The sequence below is a fragment of the Pseudomonas sp. MPDS genome, assembly GCF_013283895.1.
Classification (GTDB): domain Bacteria; phylum Pseudomonadota; class Gammaproteobacteria; order Pseudomonadales; family Pseudomonadaceae; genus Aquipseudomonas; species Aquipseudomonas rhizophila.
The window spans coordinates 2,262,941-2,283,960 of record NZ_CP054128.1; the positions used below are offsets into that span (position 1 = coordinate 2,262,941).

The following is a 21,020-nucleotide window of genomic DNA, read 5'->3' on the forward strand; positions in this document are numbered from 1 at the left end:
AATTTGTCAGTCCCCCCATCGTTCTAGCTTGGATAAAGCCCGCTCCAGGGCCGAACACAGGTAAGGCAATGACGATTTCTCGACGATGGTTCATGGCGGGCCTGGCGCTGACCGGTGCCGCCGTGCCTGCGGTGTATTACGGGCATCGCGAACTGACCCGGCCGGACCCCACCATCACCCCCGGCGAGGCCTCATTCGATGTGGCGGACGTGGCGGGGCAGCGCCGGGCCGATACGCTGCGGGGTATCTGGACGATCCGTTTTTCAGGAAGCGACGCGGGCCTGGACGGTTTGCCCGGCGACGGTCTGCAAGTGTTCCTCGACATCGCCCACAAGGGCCGTGGGCTGGTGGGCTGCCTCGACACCGCCGAGCGGTTGCGCGCCGATGATGAGCCGCGTTATCGAGTGCTGGGCGACTTGGCGGGGGATGACAAGAAACAATTGAGCTGGCGCCTGATCGGGACCCGGCAGGATGCGCCGGTCTATGAATTCATCATGACCCTCGACGAGGTCTGGGCCGGCTTCGGCAATGCCGGCACTGCCACCCTCAGCGGTCGCGTGTTGCGCCTTGATCGCCCGTTGGCGCTGCCGGAACTCGACAATCAGTTCATCGCCCGCAAGCTGCCGTTCCCCGAAGCCCGGGAACGCACGCCGCTGAGCCCGCCATTGCTGGCCTGGCTGGTGTCGCCGGAGCATCGGTTGTTCCATCAGCTCTGGCACGCCTCGCGGGACAAATGGCACAGCCTGGACGAAGACAAGCGCAATGCCTTGCGAGGCATCGGCTGGCAGCCCGGCCCACGGGACCATGAACGTGACGCTCGGGGCAAGCGCAAGGATCGCAACGGCTCGGGCGTGGATTTCTTTTTCATGCACCGGCACATGCTCGGCACGGCCCGTTCGTTCCAGCCGCTGCCGTCGTGGCCGCGCTTCCCGTTGCCGCAGCCGGAACTGGAGCGTGATCGCCTGGGCTTTGCCCGGTATTTCGATAACCACGATGGCACAGCTTTGCCGCCCACCTGGCTGGCCAGCGGCGACGAGCAGTACGCCCAATGGGTGAGTGACATCAAGACTGCCGAGACCTATCACAGCAATTTCCAGGTCTGGGAATCGCGCTACCGCGACCCGCGCTACCTGTCGAAACTGACCCTTGGCCAGTTTGGCTCGGAAGTGGAACTGGGCCTGCATGACTGGCTGCACATGCGCTGGGCTTCGGTGCCCCGCGATCCTTCCAACGGCCACCCGGTGCCCTTCGCCCGCGACCCGGCGGACTTCGCCCAGCGCTGGTACGAACCGGAAAACGATTTTCTCGGCGACCCGTTTTCCTCCCATGTGAACCCGGTGTTCTGGGCCTTCCACGGCTGGATCGACGACCGCCTCGAAGACTGGTTCCGCGCTCACGAACGTTTCCATCCGGGTGAAGTGAGCCGGCTGGAAGTCAACGGCGTGCCCTGGTTCGCCCCCGGCCGCTGGGTGGAAATCGCCGACCCCTGGCTGGGCCCGGTCACCCACGGCTGCAGCACCACGCCGGGTTTGCAGCCCGGACGTTCGGTGGAAATGGACCCGGAAACCATGAAACTGGCCCTGCGCATCACCTTCGGCAGCGACGACAAAAAACTCTCCGAACTGTTCCGCCGCGTGCCGCAGCGGCCGTGGTATGCGCGTAATCTCAAGAGTAAGCCGGTGTAAAGCTTCGCTTCCCAAAGAAAACCAAAGCGAACGCTGTTGTGGCGAGGGGATTTATCCCCGCTGGGGTGCGCAGCAGCCCCTTTAGCCGGCACCTCGGTGAGTCAGTTGTTTTGAGTGCGCTGGTTTGGGGCTGCTTCGCACCCCAGCGGGGATAAATCCCCTCGCCACAAATATCACTTGGCTTGAGAGGGCATGCGCCTTTAACGCGGCACTGCGATGTCCAGGGCGCGGTTCGCCAGCAGCTCACTCAGCTCGACCATCTGCTGGATCCCCAAGGCAAAACTCCGTCGCGCGCCGTCCAAATCAAATGCCAGGTCGCTGGCCATGACATTGACTGACGCAAGGGTTTCGCTGAGGTTGGCCTACAGGCATTCCAGGTCCGCACCTTCCGCAACGGTGAACAACTGGCCCGGCGGTGGAGTGGGGTTTTCAGGTTTGGGGTCGAGGTAGTAGGAGAGGGCGCGGTCGGCGGCTTCATCGTTCCTACGCGCTGCGTGGGAATGCAGCCAGGGACGCTCCGCGTCCCAAAGAGCAGAACGCAGAGCGTCAGTAGAGGCATTCCTTTGCTGCGCGTGGGAACGATAGAAACGTGTGTTTGACGCTCACATCACCCGCCAACCCCCACCCAGCGCCCTGTACAACGCCACGCTCGCCTGCACCCGCGCCAATCGCAATTGCACGTTCATGTCCTGGGCGGCGTACAGCGTGCGTTGGGTTTCCAGCACCGTGAGCAAATCTTCGGCGCCGGCCTGATAACGGCTCTGGGCGATGTCGAAGGCGCTCTGGGCCTGGTGCAGTTCTTCGCTTTGCCATTGCCGCTGCTGGTCGAGCCCGTGGATGCCGTTCAGGGCTTTTTCGACGTCGGCGAAGCCGTTGATGATGGAGGCGCGGTAGAGCTCCAGCAGTTCTTCCTGGCGCGCGGTGGCTCGGTCGCGTTCGGCGCTCAGGCGGCCGTTGTTGAAGATCGGCGCGGCCAAACCTGCGGTGAGGTTGTAGACGTTGTTGCGCAGCAACTGCTCGGCAATGTCGGCGCCGGTGGCGAGGCTCAGGCCCAGGGTCACGGAGGGCAACATGGCCGCGCGGGCTACGCTGATGTCGGCCTGGGCGGCGGCGAGGCGGGCTTCGGCGGCGGCGATGTCGGGGCGGCGACTGAGCAGGTCGCTGGGCACCCCGGCGTCGATGGCGGGCCAGTGCAATCGGTCGAAATTCTCATCGTCGAGTGTGACCGACTGCACCGGTTGCCCCAGCAGCGCCGCCAGGCTGATCAAGGCTTCCCGGGCCTGCTGCTGCACTTGAGGCAACCTGCGCTGTTGCGCCGCCACCAGGCTTTTTTGCTGGGACAACTCCAGGGCCGTGGCACTGCCGGCGTCGTAGCGGGTTTGCACCAGATCGAGTACGCGTTGGGCGTTGTCCAGGTTCTGTTCGGCGATGCGCTGTTGCTCGCGCAGGGACAACGCCTGGGTGTAGCTGTTGGCGACGCCGCTGAGCAGGGTCAATTCCACGGTCGCCCGGTCGAACTGGCTGGCTGACAGACTGCTCAGTGCACTGTTCCGGGCCGCCCGTTTGCCGCCCCAGAAGTCCAGCTCATAGCTGGCGCTGAGGTGGGCGTCGTAATAGTCGATGGTGCGGTTGTCCCGATTGACGTCCAGTTGGCTGTAACCCTTGCCCCGCAACAACTCTTGACGAGTGCCGTTGAGCCCGGCTGTGACCGCTGGCAGCAGCGGCGCGCCGGCGATCACTGCGCTGGCCTCGGCCTGGCGCACCCGGGCCATGGCGGCAGCGAGGTCGTAACTTTCCCGGCGCGCCTGCTCGATCAAACGGTTCAATTGCGGACTACCAAAGTGCGTCCACCATTGCTGGTTATCGGTTCGAGCGGTGGCGGTGTCGAAACTTTGCCAGGCCGGTGGCGGCTGGATGCCGCTGTCCGGCGTCGGCGCGGGGGTGCCGCAGGCCGCCAGTAACAGGCCTGCGGCCAGGAGGGTCAGGTGCGCTTTCATAAGGTGAGGTTCATTCACTGGTGAGGGCCGCGACCGGGTCGAGGCGAGCCGCCTTGCGGGCCGGCATGAAACCGAAGACAACGCCGGTGACCAGGGCGCAGCCGAAAGCGCCGAACACCGCCAGCCATTCGAAGGCCACGGCGATCTTGCCTAGCAGCAACGCACCGCCCACCAGCAAGGCCAGGCCGATCCCGGCCAGCCCACCGACCACCGAGAGCATCACCGCTTCGGTGAGGAACTGGCGCAGGATGTCCCGCTGGCGCGCGCCGGTGGCCATGCGAATGCCGATCTCGCGGGTTCGCTCGCGCACGGTCATGAGCATGATGTTCATCACGCCGATGCCACCCACTAGCAGCGAAATCGCGGCAATGGCCCCGAGCATCAGCGACAGTGTGCCCTGGGTGCGCGCCTCGGCCTGGATCATCGCGGCGTTGTTGGTCAGTTCGAAATCCTGCTTGCCGTCATGCAGGCGCAACAGGGCGCGGGAGATGGCCTGTTCGGCCTCCCTGACCTTGCCCGCGTCCCGGGCGGCGATCACCACGTACTCGGGATGCCGGCTGCCGAACAAACGCACGCTGGCGGCGGAGTAGGGCACGGCGATGCGGTTGTCGGCGTCCGAATCCCCGGAGCTGGCACCTTTTTCCGCCAGCACGCCGACCACCTGAAAGGGCACGTTCTCAATCAGGATGTAGCGGCCGATGGGGTCGTCGACCTCCTTGAGCAGCTTGTGCCGGACCTTGTGACCGATCACCGCCACTGCCGCCGCGCTGCGTTCATCGGCATCGGTGAAGTAGCTGCCCTGGGCCACCGGCCAATTGAAGATGGTCGGGAAGTTCGTATCGTTGCCGCCGACGTAGCTGGTGTGGTCGAGGTTGCCGAAACGCACGCTGGCGTCGGCGCCGTTGACCGGCATGATGCGCTGCACCTCGGGCAGGGCGGCGAGGGCCGCCAGGTCGTGTTCGCTGATGATGCCCTTGGCGGCGCGCGGGGTGGGCGCGGTGCCGTTGAGGTAGATGATGTTGGAGCCGAAGGCGCCCATCTGGGCCATGACCTGGCGTTTGCTGCCTTCGCCCACGGCCAGCATCACCACCACCGAGGCCACGCCGATGACAATGCCCAGCAGCGTCAGGGCGGTGCGGAAGCGGTTGATCCACATCACCCGCCACGCCGCTTGCACGGCGTCGAGCAGTTCGCCTTTCCAGGCACCGTTGTGTTCGCTGCCGGCGCTCAGGCGCTGGCGCAGGTCCACCGCTTGCAGTGCCTTCGGATTGGCTTGCACGTTGTGCGGCAAAGCGCCGGCGCTGTCGCTGATGATCAGCCCGTCGCGAATCTCAATGATGCGCTTGGCCCGCGCCGCCACCTCGCGGTCGTGGGTGATCAGGATCACCACATGACCCTGGCTCGCCAGTTCATCGAGCAACGCCATGACCTCGATGCCGCTCTGGCTGTCGAGGGCGCCGGTGGGTTCGTCGGCGAGGATGATGTGGCCGCCGTTCATCAATGCCCGGGCAATCGACACCCGTTGCTGCTGGCCGCCGGACAGTTGATGAGGGCGATTGCCGGTGCGGCTGGCCAGACCCAGGCGTTCGAGCAGGGCGCTGGCCCGGGCGTGGCGTTCGGCGGCCGAAGTACCGGCGTAGATGGCTGGCATCTCGACGTTTTCCTGGGCAGTGCCGGACGGGATCAGGTGATAGCCCTGGAACACGAAGCCGAAGGCTTCGCGCCGCAGCCAGGCCAGTTCGTCACTGCCCAGGCCGGCGACGTCTTCGCCGGCAAACCAGTAATCGCCGCTGGTGGGGCGGTCGAGGCAGCCGAGGATGTTCATCAAGGTGGACTTGCCGGAGCCGGACGCTCCGACAATCGCCAGGAATTCCCCGGCGTGAATGGACAAGTCGATGCCGCGCAGTACCTCCACCCGAGGGCTGTCGCCACCGCCGTAAACCTTGCGAATGTCCCGCAGTTCGATCAGGGGCGCGTCCATTCAGCCTCCACTGCCGACGGCCGGACCGATCAGCACCCGATCGCCTTCGCTCAGACCGTCGAGAATTTCGGTACGCAGCCGATCGCTGACGCCGGTGCGAACAGTGCGCGGCTGGACATCGCCATTGTCGGCCACCACCTGCACTTGCCTGGCGTTGGCCTGCAACGCAGCGCTGGGCACGGTCAGGACATCGCGTGCCTGGGCGGCAACAAAAAACACCTGGGCGGTCATTTCCGTCATCAGGGCGCGGTCGGCGTTATCCACATCCAGCAACACGGTATAGAGCACCACCCGTTCGCTGCCACTGCGCCCGCCCGTGAGGCTACCGCCCTGGCTCGCTTCCAGCGGGCGCGGCGGCACCGGCAGGATCTGGCGCACGGTGCTGCTCCAGCGGCGGGCGCCGCCGGCCAGGGTGGTGAAGTAGGCGGTCATGCCCGGTTTGACGTGGCCGATGTCCGCTTCCGAGACTTCGGCCCAGACCGTCATTGGCGACAGGCGCGCGATGCGCAGAATCAACGGGGTTTGCTGCTGGGCGTTAAGAGTCTGGCCTTCCCGGGCACCGACGGCGACCACGGTGCCGCTCATGGGCGCGAAAATGCGCGTGTAACCCAGCTCGGCCTCGTCACTGCGCAGGTTGGCCTGGGCCTGGCGGATCTGGGCCTGGAACATGTCGATGCGCGCCTGGGTCGCCCGCACTTCGGCCTGGGCAGTCTGCACGTCTTCCTCGCGGGTGGCGCCGCCGGCCTTGAGTTGCTGCTGGCGGCGGAATTTCTGCTGGGCCAGATCGTGCTGGGCTCGTTGTTCCTGGAGCTGGGCCTTGAGGTTTTCAATGGAGAAGCGTCCGGCGTCCAGCTTGGCCTTTTGTGTGGAGGGATCGATCTCAACCAGCAATTGGCCTTCGCGAACTTCGTCGCCGGCTTCTACATGAATCTTGCGGATCTGCCCGGACGCCTGGGCGCCGACGTCCACGTAACGCCGCGGTTGCAGGGTGCCCAGGGCGGTGACGCTGTTTTCGATATCGCCACGGGTGACGGGGGCGGTAATAAGCGATTCACGGCTCGGGGCCACCGCTTGCCAGGCGGCAAAGGCCACGGCTGGAAGCAGGGCGAAGGTTAAAAGCCAGGCGCGTCGTGTAGGGCGGGGACGTTTCATGCAGGGTTCCGGCCGGTGGTGTCGGGCCCGTTCCATGAGGGGCAGGGACGGGAGGCTGTCTTGGTAAACGAGCGCTTCGGACGGGAATTTACTGTGTGAAACACTTGGTAGCAGGATGGCGGATGGGCAACGCAACAACCAAGACAGGTGATGTTGTGGCGAGGGGATTTATCCCCGCTGGGCTGCGCAGCAGCCCCTCATAGCCAACAACTCGGTGTGCCAGATGTTTTGAGTAGTAGGTTTTGGGGCTGCTGCGCAGCCCAGCGGGGATAAATCCCCTCGCCACAACATCAGTGTCGGTGCCAGTAGAAATGAACGAATCAGCCTTGATACAAACCAAAGCTTTAAATCTATATGAGAATTACTATAAATTACGCGATGAAATCTGCCACTATCGTGCCATTGCCGATTTCAGGCACGCCGATCTGGCACAGGGATAGCTGTCGCAGCCATTGCGCAGGGGAGTCATGTTGGAAAACTACTATCGCGAGCTGGTGTGTTTCCTGAACGCCAGGCTAGGCAACCGCCAGGCGGCCGAGGATGTGGTGCATGACGCCTATGTGCGGGTACTTGAGCGCGCCAGTGACACGCCCATCGAACAACCTCGCGCGTTCCTGTACCGCACCGCATTGAACCTGGTGATCGACGGGCATCGGCGCAATACCCTGCGCCAGGTCGAATCCCTGGAGGTGCTGGACAGCGAAGAGCGTTTCTTCACGCCATCGCCCCATACCAGCCTAGACCACGGTCAACGCCTGGACATGCTCCAGCGCGCCCTGGCCGAATTGCCACCGCTGTGCCGCGAGAGTTTCCTGCTGCGCAAGCTCGAAGGCCTGTCCCACCCGCAAATCGCCGAACGCCTGGGCATTTCCCGGGCGCTGGTGGAAAAGCACATCGTCAACGCCATGAAGCATTGCCGCACTCGTATGCGGCAGTGGGACGCGCATTAATCCGTCCACGCCGGTCGCATCGCGGTAAATTTTTTTTCACTGTCCTCGTTCCTCTCAACAGACGACTTGCCGGCTTGCCAAAGATCGGTCGGGTCACCCCAGGCTTTTCGCGCCCTGTTGAGGGGCCCTCCAGAGGACACTGGACATGACACAGGCAATTGCTTCGCCCAACGTTCACGACTTGATCGGTATCGGCTTCGGCCCCTCGAACCTGGCGCTGGCCATCGCGCTGCAGGAGCGGGGCCCGGTCCAGGGCGAACTGGATGTGCTGTTCCTCGACAAGCAGGCCGACTACCGCTGGCATGGCAATACCCTGGTGAGCCAGAGTGAGTTGCAGATTTCTTTCCTCAAGGACCTGGTGACCCTGCGCAACCCCACCAGCCCCTATTCGTTCGTCAATTACCTCAAGCATCACGGCCGCCTGGTGGACTTCATCAACCTTGGCACGTTCTACCCGTGCCGTATGGAGTACAACGACTACCTGCGCTGGGTGGCCGGGCAGTTCACCAGGCAGAGCCGCTACGGCGAAGAAGTGCTGCGCATCGAGCCGGTGTTGCACAACCAGCAGGTCGAAGCCTTGCGGGTGATTTCCCGCGACAGCCAGGGCGAAGAGCTCGTGCGCAGCGCCCGCTCGGTGGTGGTCAGTGCCGGCGGTACGCCGCGTATCCCCGACGCGTTCACCGCCTTCAAGGAGGATGCTCGGGTGTTCCACCATTCCCAGTACCTGGAGCGCATGGCGACTCAGCCGTGCGTGAACGGCCAGCCCATGACCATCGCGATCATCGGCGGCGGGCAGAGCGCGGCGGAAGCCTTCATCGACCTCAACGACAGTTTTCCTTCGGTGCAGGTCGACATGATCCTGCGCGGCTCGGCCCTCAAGCCTGCCGATGACAGCCCGTTCGTCAACGAGGTGTTCTCCCCGGAATTCACTGATCTGGTGTTCCAGCAGCCCCACAGCGAACGCGAACGGCTGGTCAACGAGTACCACAACACCAACTATTCGGTGGTGGACATCGACCTGATCGAACGCATCTACGGGATTTTCTATCGCCAGAAAGTCTCAGGCATCGCCCGTCATGCCTTCCGTACCCTCACCACGGTGGAGAAAGCCACGGCCAGCGATGCCGGCGTGGAGCTGGCGGTGCGCAACAACGCCACCGGCGAGTTGAGCGTGCGCCGTTATGACGCGGTGGTGCTGGCCACCGGTTACGAACGGCAGATGCACCGCACATTGCTGGCGCCACTTGAGCAATACCTGGGGAATTTCGAGGTGGACCGCAACTACAAGTTGATCACCGACGAGCGCTGCAAAGCGGCGATCTACATGCAGGGCTTCTGCCAGGCCAGCCATGGCCTGAGCGATACCTTGTTGTCGATCCTGCCGGTGCGCGCCGATGAGATCGCTGGTTCGCTGTACGAGCACAGCAACCATCGCGGACAGAGCCGTTCGGTGCGCGACCTGAAGCTGGCCACGGCGTAAGCAATCGGCAGTCTCGCCAGGAAATTCTTCAGAAACTTCCTACACTCACCTCACGTGTCCTGTCTTTCTGACAGGCGCGTTGACGGTTCGCTGTTCCCTCGTTTTGGCAGTCTGAACCCATCAGCCGGTCTCCCTGACTTGACGTGAAGTCGGGGGTGTTCCGGGCCGACTACGCCAAACGAAACAACCTGAGTCAAATGACGCTGTTCTTACGCACAGGCCTGGTGGCGCTGTTGCTGGGCTTATCAAGTGTGACGCCGCAGGTTGGCGCGGCACCTGAGTCGCTGCAAGTGCTCGGGCGCTCCAGTGTGAGCGACTATTCGGTGTCCCTGGGGGCGGCCGACTGGAACTGGCTACGCGGCAAGGGAACGTTGCTGTTGGGGGCCTCGGCGCCGGATTACGCACCGTTCGGTATCACCAGCAATGGCCGCGACTATGAAGGCCTCACCGCGGACTATGCCCAGTTGCTGGGGCAGATGTTGCACGTCGATGTGCGGGTGCAGCGTTACGCGTCACGGGAGGCATCGCTCCAGGCGCTGCGCAGCGGTGAGATCGACATGCTCGGCACGGCCAACGGCTTCGAAGCCAGCGACCCGGCGTTGGCGATGTCCCAGGCCTATGCCGATGACCTGCCCACCCTGGTGGCCCGCGTCGCGGATAGCCAGGACTTGCCCACGGACCTGGCGGGCATGCGCGTGGCGATGCTGTATCACTATTTGCCCACCGAGACAGTCAAGGCGTTTTATCCGGATGCGGCCTTGCAGTTATACCCCTCGACCTTGAGCGCTATCGGCGCTGTGGCGTTTGGGCAGGCCGACGTTTACCTGGGGGATTCGATCAGCTCCAATTACCTGATCAGCAAGAACTACCTGAACAACGTCCAACTGGCTGATTTCTCACGCATGGAAGTACAGCCGTTCGCCTTTGCGGTCAGCCGCGAGAACGCACGCCTGCTGCGCATTATCAATGCCGCGCTACAAGCTATCCCCGCCAGTGAACGCATGAGCATCCTGCGGCGCTGGAGCGCTGGCGGTGCGAGCATACCCGGTCAGCAACCCCTGCATTTCAGCGTCAAGGAACAGCGTTGGCTGAATGCACATCCGCGGATCACAGTGGCCGTCAACCAGAACTTCCCGCCACTCACATTTATCGATGAACAAGGCCATTTGCGCGGTATCAGCGCCGATGTGCTGGCCCGGATCAGCCTGCGCACCGGCCTGAAGTTCGATATCCAGCGGGGTAACTCGCTTCATGATGTGATCGGGCGCGTCAGAAGCGGTCGGGCCGACGTACTGGCCGCCGCTCCACCGAGCACCGAGCTTGAGGGGGCGTTGCGTTTTACCCGGCCCTACCTGAGCAATCCGTTCGTGCTGGTGGCACCCTTGAGGGGCAAGGTCCCGTTGACGTTGGACCAGATGGAGGGCAAACGCCTGGCGCTGATCCGGGGCAATGTGCTGCGTGAGTATCTGCTGGAACAGTTTCCCCGGGTGCACCTGGTGCCGGCTGAAAACGCGGCGGATGCGATGTCCATGGTCGCCGCCGGCACAGTGGACGGCGCGGTCAATTCGCTGATCAGTGCCCGCTATATGATTTCCCGCCAGTACCGCGGCAAACTGCAAATCACCAGCACCGTGGGAACGTTTCCGGAGAGCGTGGCCCTGGCGACTCATCGTGATGCGCCGGAGCTGCATTCGATCCTGGACAAGGCGCTGCTGAGCATTTCTCCCGAAGAAATGGACGAGCTGACCAATCGTTGGCGCAGTGAAGTGGTGATCGACGACAACTACTGGTTGCGCAACCGCACCACTATCGTCCAGGGGTTCGCCATCGCCGCGCTGCTGTTGCTGCTGGCATTGGGGTGGGTCGTTTACCTGCGGCGTCTGCTGGAACAGCTGCGCGTGGCCAAGCAAAGCGCCGATGATGCCAACCGGGCCAAGACCACTTTCCTGGCGACCATGAGCCATGAAATCCGCACCCCCATGAACGCGGTGATCGGCATGCTGGAGCTGGCCCTGAAAAAAGCTGACCAGGGTGTCATGGACCGGTTCGCCATCGAAGTCGCGTCGGGCGCCGCTCGCGGCATGCTCGACTTGATCGGTGACATCCTCGACATCGCCCGCATCGAGTCCGGCAGGTTGTCGCTGACCCCGCAGCGGGCCAACCTGCGGGAACTGATCGAGTCGGTGGCACGGATCTTTGAAGGCCTGGCCTGGCAGAAACAACTGCACTTACAGCTTGAACTCGACGCCGCGATCAACCGCGACGTATTGGTTGATCCGTTGCGTTTCAAGCAGATCGTGTCGAACCTGCTGAGCAACGCCATCAAGTTCACCGACCAGGGGCAGGTGCGCTTGAGTGTGCGAGCCGCACCGGGCGATGACGCGCAGTGCCTGCCGATCCGCCTGCGCGTCGAAGACACCGGCTGTGGTATTTCGGCCGAGGATCAGCGCCGCTTGTTCAGCCCTTTTACCCAGGCCAGCAACAACACCCAGTCGGCCCGCAGCGGCTCCGGGTTGGGGCTGGTGATCAGCCGCACGCTCTGCGAAATGATGGGCGGCACCCTGACGTTGAGCAGCGTGCCGGGGGAGGGCACGCAGATTGAAGTTCTGCTGAGCCTGCCGGCGCTCGATGCCTTGGCTCAAGCGCCGTCGGCGCAAGTCGAGGCGCTGGCACCGGTGCGGGCGCTGAACATTCTGGTGGTGGACGACTACCCGGCCAACCGTTTGCTGCTGTCCCAGCAACTGAGCTATCTGGGCCATCGCGTCCGCGAAGCCGACGATGGTGTCCAGGGGTTGCGCGCCTGGCGTGCTGAACGATTCGATGTCGTCATTACCGACTGCAACATGCCGTTGATGAGCGGCTACGAACTGGCCCGGGCCATTCGCGAGGCGGAGCGGACCGAGGGTTTGTCGCCGGGGGTGATCCTGGGTTTCACGGCCAATGCCCAGCCCGAGGAAAAGGCCCGCTGTGTCGAGGCCGGCATGGACGATTGCCTGTTCAAACCCATCAGCCTCAAGGAACTGAACAGCTGCCTGGCTTCGGTCACGCAGGATTGCGCTGCAGTGCCCGATGAGCGGGTGCCTGCGCCGACCACCGGCGACATCGACTTGAGCAGCCTTGAACTATTGAGCGCAGGTGACACGGGCTCAATCAAAAAACTGCTAGTGGAAATGGTCAACAGCAATGCCGAAGACCTGGCGCAATTGATGCGTCTGCTCGCCCGACAAGACCTGCCAGGGCTGGCGGATCTGGCGCACCGGGTCAAGGGTGGCGCGCTGATGATCAGGGCCCAGCGCCTGATTGCCGCCTGCGAAGCCCTGGAAAGTGCCTGCCGTGGCGGCGACCGGTCGTTGCTCGCCGCCGCGGTGGATGACGTGCGCCAAGCCATGGAGCACCTGACTGAACGACTGGAGGCCTATGTGGCGGGGGAGCTTGCTCCCGCTGGGGCGCGAAGTGGTCCCCGCGGGTCTTCTCATGGATAAGCGAGCCGCGTAGTCATCCCGAAGCTACATGCGAAGTACCTTTTTCCTCCCTTTTTTGGGATTCGTCCTACAGCGCCTCTCAAAAGCTTCCTCTAGCCTGACGCCCCTTAACGATTGGGATGCCTGTCATGCCGAACAAAGCATTACGTATCATGATTGCCGACACGCAACATGCTCATCGAATGAGGCTTGAGCACCTGTTCAATCAACAGGGTTATTTTCGGATCGCCCCCGTGAGTGGCCTGCAGGAGCTGTTGACGCTGGTGGAATACGGCAGCGAGCCGTTCGACCTGGTCGTGGTCAATGCCGGCTTGGCCAACGGCGCGCTGAACCTGCACGATTTCATTCTCGATAACCCCCAGCTTCGTCACGCGATGATTTACAACACACCACAGGTCGGCCTGTCCTCGGCGGCGGTCGCGCGGCGGCCGGGCATGCACTTGAGCCCGGCCCAGTTGCCTGACCTTGCGTCACTGGCAAGTCTGATGGAGCGGATTGATCCCCAGGCCAGCGAGTTGACGCGACCCTGGCTTCGCCCTCTCAGGCAAGGTCACGCAGGGTGAAGCTGCACCGTTGGTCGGCACTGTCAGACCTGACAGGTGGCATGGCCCGGCGCCTGTGCAACAGTCCGAAGCAGTCATGGCATCGGCGCCGTTTGCATTTACGTGGGGAGTTGCCTTGAAAGACGTATTGATCGTGGATGACCACCCTGTCATACGAGGGGCATTGCGGCTCATTTGCCAGAACGAGGGGTTTACCGGAGTCAGGGACGCGAGCGGTGTCGCCGACGCCAGGGCGTTGATCAAGGAAAAGGCCCCAGACCTGGTGATTCTGGACCTGGTGATGAACGGATTCGATGGCATGGATCTGTTGGTCTGGATCATGACCCAGTTCCCAGAGTGCGGGGTGCTGGTATTCACTTCCCAGGACGCGCAGCACTTCTGCAACCGCTGCATCTCGGCCGGAGCCAGGGGCTTTGTGACCAAGAAAAGCGACCTGAAAGAACTGATCAAGGCCATTCATGCGCTGAAATCCGGCTACTCCTATTTCCCTCAAATGCCAGTCAGGCTGGATTTTCAACAACGCACTGAACAGCAGACCCTGGAAAGTCTCTCGACCCGCGAGCTATCCATTCTGCGAATGCTGGCCATGGGAATGCGCGGCAAGGACATCGCCGAGGCCTTGTTCCTGAGTCCGAAAACCGTCAGCACCTACAAGACCCGTCTGCTGGAAAAACTCGGACTCAAGACGCTGGTGGGTCTGTCGGATTTCGCCAAGCGCAATCATTTGTGATCCCTGTGTGCGGGCTCATTGCAGCCCCGTGCGATGGCATATCAGTGAAGTTGGGGGTCGATCGTTCTCTCTATAGAACGCTAAGACTGATTTTTGCAGTCTAGTGCGGCTGCGTTCGTGGTTTTAATCTGTGTCCATCGAATCGCAACGTCTGATTCGCAACACGATTGGAGCCACCGCATGAAAAACATCATCGGCGTCTACACCAGCCCCCGAGCCCATTGGGTCGGTGACGGCTTCCCGGTTCGCACGCTGTTTTCCTACGACAACCTGGGCAAGCACATCAGCCCGTTCCTGCTGCTGGACCACGCCGCTCCCACGCAATTCGAACCCACCGCCGAGCGTCGCGGTGTTGGCCAGCACCCTCATCGCGGTTTCGAAACCGTGACCATCGTCTACCAGGGCGAACTGGAACACCGGGATTCCACTGGCAGCGGCGGCAAGATCGGCCCTGGCGACGTGCAATGGATGACGGCCGCTTCCGGGATCATTCATGAAGAGTTCCACTCCGAGGACTTCGCCCGGCAAGGCGGGTTCATGGAGATGGTTCAGCTGTGGGTCAACCTGCCCGCCAAGGACAAAATGGCCCCGGCCGGCTACCAGACAATCCTCAAGAGCGACATTCCGAGCATCGACCTGAAGGACAACGCTGGCAGCCTGCGCTTGATTGCCGGCCGCTTCGAGGGGCATCAGGGCCCGGCGAAGACGTTTACGCCCATCGATGTCTGGGACATGCGCTTGAATGCCGGGAAAAACCTGACCCTCGACGTACACGAGGGCCACAACACCGCACTGGTGGTGCTGCGTGGCACGGTTCAGGTCAACGGTCGCGAGCGGGTCGAAGCCGGGCAGCTGGCGTTGTTCGACCGGGCCGGCGAGCAGTTGCACCTGCACGCCAATCACGACGCGGTGGTGTTGCTGCTCAGCGGCGAGCCCATCGACGAACCCATCGTCGGTCATGGCCCGTTCGTGATGAACAGCGAGCAGGAAATTCACCAGGCCTTCAACGATTTCCACTCCGGTCGTTTTGGCGCGATGGACGACTGACCAGAGACAAGTCCTGTGGGAGCGAGCCTGCTCGCGATAGCGGTCTGACAGTCGATGCATCATTGACGGATACGCCGCAATCGCGAGCAGGCTCGCTCCCACATGAGTTTCTGCGGTGCTCTCTACGCCGCGTTCAATTTGTGCCAATCTTCGCCCCATGACCTTCCTGGAGCTGTCGCGATGCTGTCTCTGATCTCCGATCACCCACTGCTGAGTGCCTTGGTGCTGTTGGTGCTCGACATTCTGCTGTGGCGGCTGGTCAGCGCTGATCGGACTTATTGGAAGATCGGCGGGCGGCTGCTGATTTTTTCGTTGTTCAGCGCGCTGCTGTTCAACGAAGGCCTCAACCCCCTGCAACCGGCGCAGTGGGTTGACGACGTGCCACGCCACTTGGCGGCCACCGGTTTACAAATTGCCTGGTGGCTGTTCGCTGCGCGGACCCTGACGGTGATGATCGGCGCGGTGATGATGCAACGGGTGGGTCATACCGGGCGGCTCTTGCAGGATCTGATCGGCGCGGTGATCTTCCTGATCGCCGTCATCGCTGCCCTGGCGTATGTGCTGGACTTGCCGGTCAAGGGCGTCCTGGCAACCTCCGGGGCGATGGCGATCATCGTCGGCCTGGCCTTGCAGAGTACCCTCAGTGACGTGTTCTCCGGGATCGTGCTCAACACCACCAAGCCCTATCAAGTCGATGACTGGATTTCCATCGATGGCACCGAAGGCCGGGTCACCGACATCGACTGGCGCGCCACGCGGTTGCAGACCGCCCAGGGCAGCATGGCGGTGATTCCCAACTCCTTGGCGGCCAAGGCCAAGATCGTCAACTTCAGCCGGCCCAGCGATGTCCACGGGTTATCCATCAGCATCCCGGTCAGCCCGCATGCACGGCCACAAACCGTGATCGATGCGCTGGAGCGGGCGATGATTGGTTGTCGTTCCCTGCTTGCCAGCCCGGCTCCCTGCGTGACACTCAAGAGCACCGGCAGCACCGGGGCGGAATATGAAATCAGCGGGTTCGTCGCGTCCATGGGCCAGAAGCGCGAGGTGCGCAATCAGTTGTTCGACCTGGCTTTCCGGCATTTGCAGGCATCGGGCGTAAGCCTGTTGTCCACCAGCGAAAGCGCGTCCACCAATGGCGTGTCGCGGCCCCGTGCGCTGCTGGAAAGCTCGAGCATTTTCTCCACCTTGCGCCAGGATGAGAAAGACACCTTCAGCCAGAACATGACCCTGCAGACCTTCCGCGCCGGCGACATGATCCTGCCGGCCGGGGAGGTCAGCGATCATTTGTTCATCATCGAGTCGGGGGTGGTCAGCGTGACCCTGTTTCGTAACGGCCAGCCGTTCGAGGCCGGACGCATGGGGCCGGGAGAGGTTATTGGCGAAGCCGGGATCGTTTCCGACCAGGCCGCGCTGGCGAACTTTTCCGCCAAGACCTTCTGCACCCTTTATCGCATCGAGAAGAGCTACCTCAAACCCTGCCTGGACGCTCGCCGCGACATCAATGACGCGATGAAGAACCTGCTGGACGTGCGCATGCACCTGGCCCAGAACCTGACCCGCGACGTTCCCAAACCGGTGGCCAAGAAGCGCTTCCTGCAATGGTTGCGCAGTCGGGCCTGAGCAAGTATCAAGGGCGTGCATTGGCCCCCCGAACTTCCCAATAATTGGCTATTTGTACCGCGCCACCGCGAGGCTAACGTAGCGCCACACCCAATTGTTCTGGAGTTCACCATGCAACCGCGTATCGATTTCTACACTGCCTCCCCTGAAGCTTTCAAAGCCATGCTGGCGTTCGAAACCGCTGTTTCGAAACTGGGCCTGGAAAAATCCCTGCTGGAACTGGTCAAGCTGCGTTCCTCGCAAATCAACGGTTGCGCCTTCTGCATCGACATGCACACCGCCGATGCCCGCAAGGACGGCGAGACGGAGCGTCGCCTGTATGCCGTGACCGCCTGGCGCGAAGCCCCGTTTTTCACCCCTCGCGAACGCGCCGCGCTGGCCTGGACCGAAGCGCTGACCCGCTTGAGCGACACCCATGCGCCAGACGCCGACTACGAACTGCTGAACCAGCATTTCACGCCCAAGGAAATGGTCGACCTGACCGTGGCAATCAACGCCATCAATGGCTGGAACCGCTTGGCGGTGGGCTTTCGCAAGATGCCTGAGGCGTGAGTCCACCGGCAATCAATCCAGATAGGTCCTCGGTGTACGACCGGTCATGTGCTTGAAATAGGCGATGAAAGCGCTGTCACTGGCAAAGCCCAGTTCAAAGGCGCTGTAGCTCAGGCTGCGACCAGTGGCGAGCAGTTCAATGGCGCGCATCAGGCGCCATTGCTGGCGCCACTGTTGATAACCCATGCCGGTTTCCCGTTGAAAGATCCGTCCGATGGTTCGGCCGCTGGCACCGATCTTTTGCTCCAGCACCGCCAATGTTGGTGGCAGGTGGTCCAGGGTTGTGAGCAAAGGCGCGAGGCGTTTGTCCTGAGGCAGCGGTAGCAGCATCGGCTGTTCTGCCGCCTCACGGATTTCGTTCAGGCACAACCCCAGCAAGTGCAGGTTGCGACCTTGGGTCCAGTCGCTGTCGAACGCCGCGTCGGTGATCGGCTCGAGTACAGCGTGCAGCAGCGGCGAGACCTCAATGACGCAAACGCGTGAAGGCAGGTCCGCGCACAGCGTCGCCGTCAGGTAGATCGATCGGTAATCCACGCTCTGCTGCATCACCGCCCGATGGGGCGTCAGCGGTGGAATCCAGGCAGCTCGCGACGGGGGCAGCAGGCACAGCTGTTGCGCCAGTGTGATGCGCGCGCAGCCCTGTCGCGTAAATAGCAGTTGCCCGCGTTGATGCTGGTGTAGGCCAGAATCGTGGTGCCCCAGCGTCGCTGCAATGCCGATGACCGGCGCGCTATGACAGTCGGGGTCGAACCGGGCGTGAGCGCCGAGCCAAGCCATAAGTTGTCCGATTTCAAGGATCAGTTGTCAGGCTTTGGATAATACGACAGTCCTGGCTTCGTAGACTGCTCGTCGTTTTTCTAACGAGCGTGCCCATGACTTCTCGTCCGTTCCTCGGCCTGGCGATTGCCTTGGTGATGTTTCCGCAAATTGCCCAGACCCTCTATAGCCCTGCATTGGCAGACATCAGCCTGACCTTTGCCGTCAGCGCCGAAATGGCGGCGCAGATGTTGTCCGTATTTTTCCTGGGATTCGCCTTGGGTGTGGTGGTGTGGGGGGGCGTCTGTGACCGCATCGGCCGAAGGCCCGCCATGCTGGGTGGGTTGGCGTTGTATGCGCTAGGGACGGTGCTGGGCCTGAACGTCGACACCTTCGACGCATTACTGGCCGTCCAGGCTCTGGCTGCGTTTGGTGCGGCGGTCGGTTCGGTGGTCACCCAGACGATTCTGCGTGATCGCTACCAGGGCGCGGAACTGGGCAAGGTTTTTTCGATGATTGGCATTCCCCTCGCGGCCAGCCCGGCGATCGGTTTGTTCAGCGGTGCCAGCCTGGTTCGCTTCTTTGGCTATCAAGGCACACTCGGTGGCCTGTTGATGCTGTCGCTGATTCTACTGTGGTGGAGCGCGCGATCCTTGCCCGAGACGCTTGAGGGCAGTGTCCCGCCGCAACCCTTGTTGACGACTCTGTGGCGCATGCTGAAGGACCCGGACATCTGGCGCTCGTCGTTTTTGGTGGCGGCATTCAACGTCGCCCTGTTCAGCTACTACAACCTCGCTCCGTTCCAGTTCGAACGGCTCGGGTTGAGCCCTGAGCTGTTCGGCTACAGCGGGGCGATTCTGGCGTTGGGTTCGGGTCTGGGGGCGTGGCTGAACAAGCGTCTGCTTGCACGGGGTTTCGACGGCTCTCAGTTATCGGCTGTTGCGGCGATCGTGCTGCTGATGGGGGGGATAAGCGTTCAGGGCCTGCTCGACAGCGCTGGTTTTGTTGTGGCGATGCTGTTGATTGTCCTGGCGTTTGGCATGGCGATACCCAACGTGCTCGGTGCGGCATTGGTACGCTACGGTGATTGCCTGGGCACCGCTGGCGCGCTGTTTGGCCTGTTCTATTACTTGCTGATAGGAGGCGCGTTGATGCTAGCAGCCTGGTTCCAGGCGCTGGGCTGGACCCTGATTCTGTGCGGCTCACTGGCGGTGTGCCTGACGGTTCACCTGATGTGGGAGCGAGCCTGCTCGCGATGACGGTGTATCAGTCAACATCAATGTTGAGGGTCAGTCCGCAATCGCGAGTAGGCTCGCTCCCACAGGATTGTCTTAAGTTTGAAAGCTTCGGACGACAGGCACTGCAATAGGTTTGCTTCGGCTTAATAGGAAGCATTACTATTCACGCCCCGTCCCTACAGCGCAGTGCGATGACCCCCAAGCCGCCCCGCAGACCTGGCTTTTTCGAGCATTACGAAGAGTTGATCGGCACCTGGACTCGTCGCCTGCGCAATCGCCAGCAGGCCGAGGACCTGGCTCACGATACTTTCGTGCGGGTGCTCGAGTCCGATTCGGCTGATGTCCAGCAGCCGCGGGCTTATTTGCACCAGACGGCGCGCAATATTGCGGTGGATGGCTATCGGCGCGAAGATCGGCGGGGCGCCATGGAGGAGGCGGCGCTCGATCACAGCCAGTCGCTTTCGGGCGACCCGGAGCACTACATGCACGCGATCCAGTTGGCGGACTCCATCGAAAGGGCACTGGCCGAGCTGCCGGCCAATTGCCGTACGGTGTTTGTCTGGCAGAAGATCGAAGGCTTGACCCAGGCGGAAATCGCCGAGCGCCTGGGCTTGTCAAAAAACATGGTGGAAAAGTATATGATCCGCACCCTGCGGCATCTGCGCGATCGTCTGGACGGGGCTGGCCAATGATCCGTCGTTATCTTCCACCTGAGCCACAGGACCTTCCATGATGGATAACCGTGAATGCCCGTGCGGGCAGAACCGGGTTCGCGACGAGGCGGCGCAATGGTTCGTACGCTTGCAAGCTCCCGTCATGGGTGTCGATGAGCGCCAGCGTTACGAGGCCTGGCTGGACGAGCATCCTAATCACCGCGACGAAATTCTACTTCTACAGGGGATCTGGAGCGCCACGGATCTGCTGCCCAAGGAACGTCTGCAAGCGTTGTGCGAACCACCCGCCAAACGTCCCCAGCGTCGACCGCTGCTGCGCTTCGCCGTGGCCGCCGGGCTGTTGGCGATGGCGGTCGGGCTGGGCTTGTTCAGCGGCTTGGGTGCTTCCAGCGATTACAGCGCTGAATTTGCCACGGCCCTGGGCGAGCGCCGGCACATCGCGCTGCCGGACGGTTCGGTGATCGACCTCAACAGCCGCAGCCGCGTGCGTGTTCAGTTCGTCCACCATCAACGGCGCGTGGAACTGGCCGAAGGCGAGGCGTTGTTTCGCGTCGAGCATGACGCTGGCCGGCCGTTTACGGTGGAGGCGGGCAACGGCCGGGTGACGGTGACCGGAACGCGCTTCGATGTGCGCCGCGATGCCGACTCAACCCGGGTGGCGGTGGAGCAGGGCAGTGTCAAGGTTCAGGGGCGCGACGCGGCGCAGGCCGAGTTCGTCAGCCTCACGGCCGGCCTTGGCACCCGTATCGATGCGCAGGGCAAGGTCGCCGCACCTTATGGCATCAACGCCGATGAACTCACCGCCTGGCGCCACGGCAAACTGGTGTTCAACAACGCTCCCTTGAGCGAAGTCGTCCAGGAGGTTTCCCGTTATCGCGCTAAACCCCTGCGCGTCGGCAGCGCGGCGGTGGGCAACTTGCGCCTGACCAGCGTGTTTCGTGCCGATAACCCCGAGGCGCTGCTCAAGGCTTTGCCCAACATCCTGCCGGTGGCCGTGCGCACCCTGGATGACGGCAGCCAGGAAATAATTGCGCGGTAAATTCAGGTTTTTTTCGAGTTCTTCGTCTTCTTGTCCAACTGCAACTGGTTTGCATTAACAGACGCGTATTC

At 62.4% G+C, this 21,020-nt stretch carries 16 protein-coding genes and 1 pseudogene; 12 read left to right on the plus strand and 5 right to left on the minus strand.

Going from position 1 to position 21,020, the window contains the following annotated elements:
* Positions 1-68: 68 nt before the first annotated feature.
* A complete protein-coding gene (locus tag HQ912_RS09940) occupies positions 69-1,685 on the plus strand; it encodes a PvdJ/PvdD/PvdP-like protein (RefSeq protein ID WP_160891252.1) in 1,617 nt (538 codons plus the stop codon).
* A gap of 200 nt (positions 1,686-1,885) precedes the next feature.
* Here the strand turns inward: HQ912_RS09940 and HQ912_RS09945 are convergent.
* The 4 genes and pseudogenes from HQ912_RS09945 to HQ912_RS09960 all read right to left on the minus strand — a co-directional run bounded on the left by HQ912_RS09945 (position 1,886) and on the right by HQ912_RS09960 (position 6,815).
* Positions 1,886-2,191: pseudogene (locus HQ912_RS09945) on the minus strand (DUF6124 family protein).
* A gap of 96 nt (positions 2,192-2,287) precedes the next feature.
* Positions 2,288-3,682, minus strand: a complete 1,395-nt coding sequence (locus HQ912_RS09950; RefSeq protein WP_173406735.1) for an efflux transporter outer membrane subunit — start codon at positions 3,680-3,682, stop codon at positions 2,288-2,290.
* Positions 3,683-3,692: 10 nt separating this feature from the next.
* Positions 3,693-5,663 carry a MacB family efflux pump subunit gene (locus tag HQ912_RS09955; protein ID WP_173406736.1) on the minus strand — a complete coding sequence of 657 codons (1,971 nt, stop codon included), beginning with the start codon at positions 5,661-5,663 and terminating at the stop codon, positions 3,693-3,695.
* A complete protein-coding gene (locus tag HQ912_RS09960; RefSeq protein ID WP_076383897.1) occupies positions 5,664-6,815 on the minus strand; it encodes an efflux RND transporter periplasmic adaptor subunit in 1,152 nt (383 codons plus the stop codon).
* Positions 6,816-7,282: 467 nt separating this feature from the next.
* Here HQ912_RS09960 and HQ912_RS09965 point away from each other — a divergent pair, with 467 nt between their 5' ends.
* The 8 genes from HQ912_RS09965 (at position 7,283) to HQ912_RS10000 (ending at position 17,242) form a co-directional block, all read left to right on the plus strand.
* On the plus strand, positions 7,283-7,765 hold the full coding sequence (locus HQ912_RS09965; RefSeq protein WP_173406737.1) for a sigma-70 family RNA polymerase sigma factor: 483 nt from the start codon (positions 7,283-7,285) through the stop codon (positions 7,763-7,765).
* A 145-nt stretch (positions 7,766-7,910) separates the two neighbouring features.
* On the plus strand, positions 7,911-9,245 hold the full coding sequence (locus HQ912_RS09970; protein ID WP_173406738.1) for a lysine N(6)-hydroxylase/L-ornithine N(5)-oxygenase family protein: 1,335 nt from the start codon (positions 7,911-7,913) through the stop codon (positions 9,243-9,245).
* 197 nt (positions 9,246-9,442) lie between these two features.
* The gene (locus HQ912_RS09975; protein ID WP_173406739.1) at positions 9,443-12,727 is read left to right on the plus strand and encodes a transporter substrate-binding domain-containing protein; all 3,285 of its coding nucleotides are present in this window, start codon (positions 9,443-9,445) and stop codon (positions 12,725-12,727) included.
* Between the two features lie 128 nt (positions 12,728-12,855).
* Entirely contained in the window at positions 12,856-13,290 is a 435-nt protein-coding gene (locus HQ912_RS09980) for a chemotaxis protein CheY (protein ID WP_047229284.1), read from the plus strand.
* A 115-nt stretch (positions 13,291-13,405) separates the two neighbouring features.
* Positions 13,406-14,020, plus strand: a complete 615-nt coding sequence (locus tag HQ912_RS09985) for a response regulator transcription factor (protein ID WP_047229283.1) — start codon at positions 13,406-13,408, stop codon at positions 14,018-14,020.
* 180 nt (positions 14,021-14,200) lie between these two features.
* Positions 14,201-15,067: a pirin family protein gene (locus HQ912_RS09990; protein WP_047229282.1), complete on the plus strand. Its 867-nt coding sequence runs from the start codon at positions 14,201-14,203 to the stop codon at positions 15,065-15,067.
* Positions 15,068-15,247: 180 nt separating this feature from the next.
* Positions 15,248-16,690 (plus strand): mechanosensitive ion channel family protein, encoded by a 1,443-nt coding sequence (locus HQ912_RS09995; RefSeq protein WP_047229281.1) that lies wholly within the window; start codon positions 15,248-15,250, stop codon positions 16,688-16,690.
* Positions 16,691-16,801: 111 nt separating this feature from the next.
* Positions 16,802-17,242, plus strand: a complete 441-nt coding sequence (locus HQ912_RS10000) for a carboxymuconolactone decarboxylase family protein (RefSeq protein ID WP_047229280.1) — start codon at positions 16,802-16,804, stop codon at positions 17,240-17,242.
* Between the two features lie 12 nt (positions 17,243-17,254).
* Here the strand turns inward: HQ912_RS10000 and HQ912_RS10005 are convergent, their stop codons facing one another.
* Complete coding sequence (locus HQ912_RS10005; protein WP_173406740.1) at positions 17,255-18,019, minus strand: AraC family transcriptional regulator; 765 nt, start codon at positions 18,017-18,019, stop codon at positions 17,255-17,257.
* 95 nt (positions 18,020-18,114) lie between these two features.
* On the opposite strand from HQ912_RS10005, the gene HQ912_RS10010 reads away from it, so the two are divergent.
* The 3 genes from HQ912_RS10010 (at position 18,115) to HQ912_RS10020 (ending at position 20,949) form a co-directional block, all read left to right on the plus strand.
* Positions 18,115-19,257 (plus strand): MFS transporter, encoded by a 1,143-nt coding sequence (locus tag HQ912_RS10010; protein ID WP_047229278.1) that lies wholly within the window; start codon positions 18,115-18,117, stop codon positions 19,255-19,257.
* A 170-nt stretch (positions 19,258-19,427) separates the two neighbouring features.
* The gene (locus HQ912_RS10015; RefSeq protein WP_107322221.1) at positions 19,428-19,928 is read left to right on the plus strand and encodes a sigma-70 family RNA polymerase sigma factor; all 501 of its coding nucleotides are present in this window, start codon (positions 19,428-19,430) and stop codon (positions 19,926-19,928) included.
* Positions 19,929-19,965: 37 nt separating this feature from the next.
* Positions 19,966-20,949 carry a FecR family protein gene (locus HQ912_RS10020; protein ID WP_076383901.1) on the plus strand — a complete coding sequence of 328 codons (984 nt, stop codon included), beginning with the start codon at positions 19,966-19,968 and terminating at the stop codon, positions 20,947-20,949.
* Positions 20,950-21,020 lie beyond the last annotated feature (71 nt).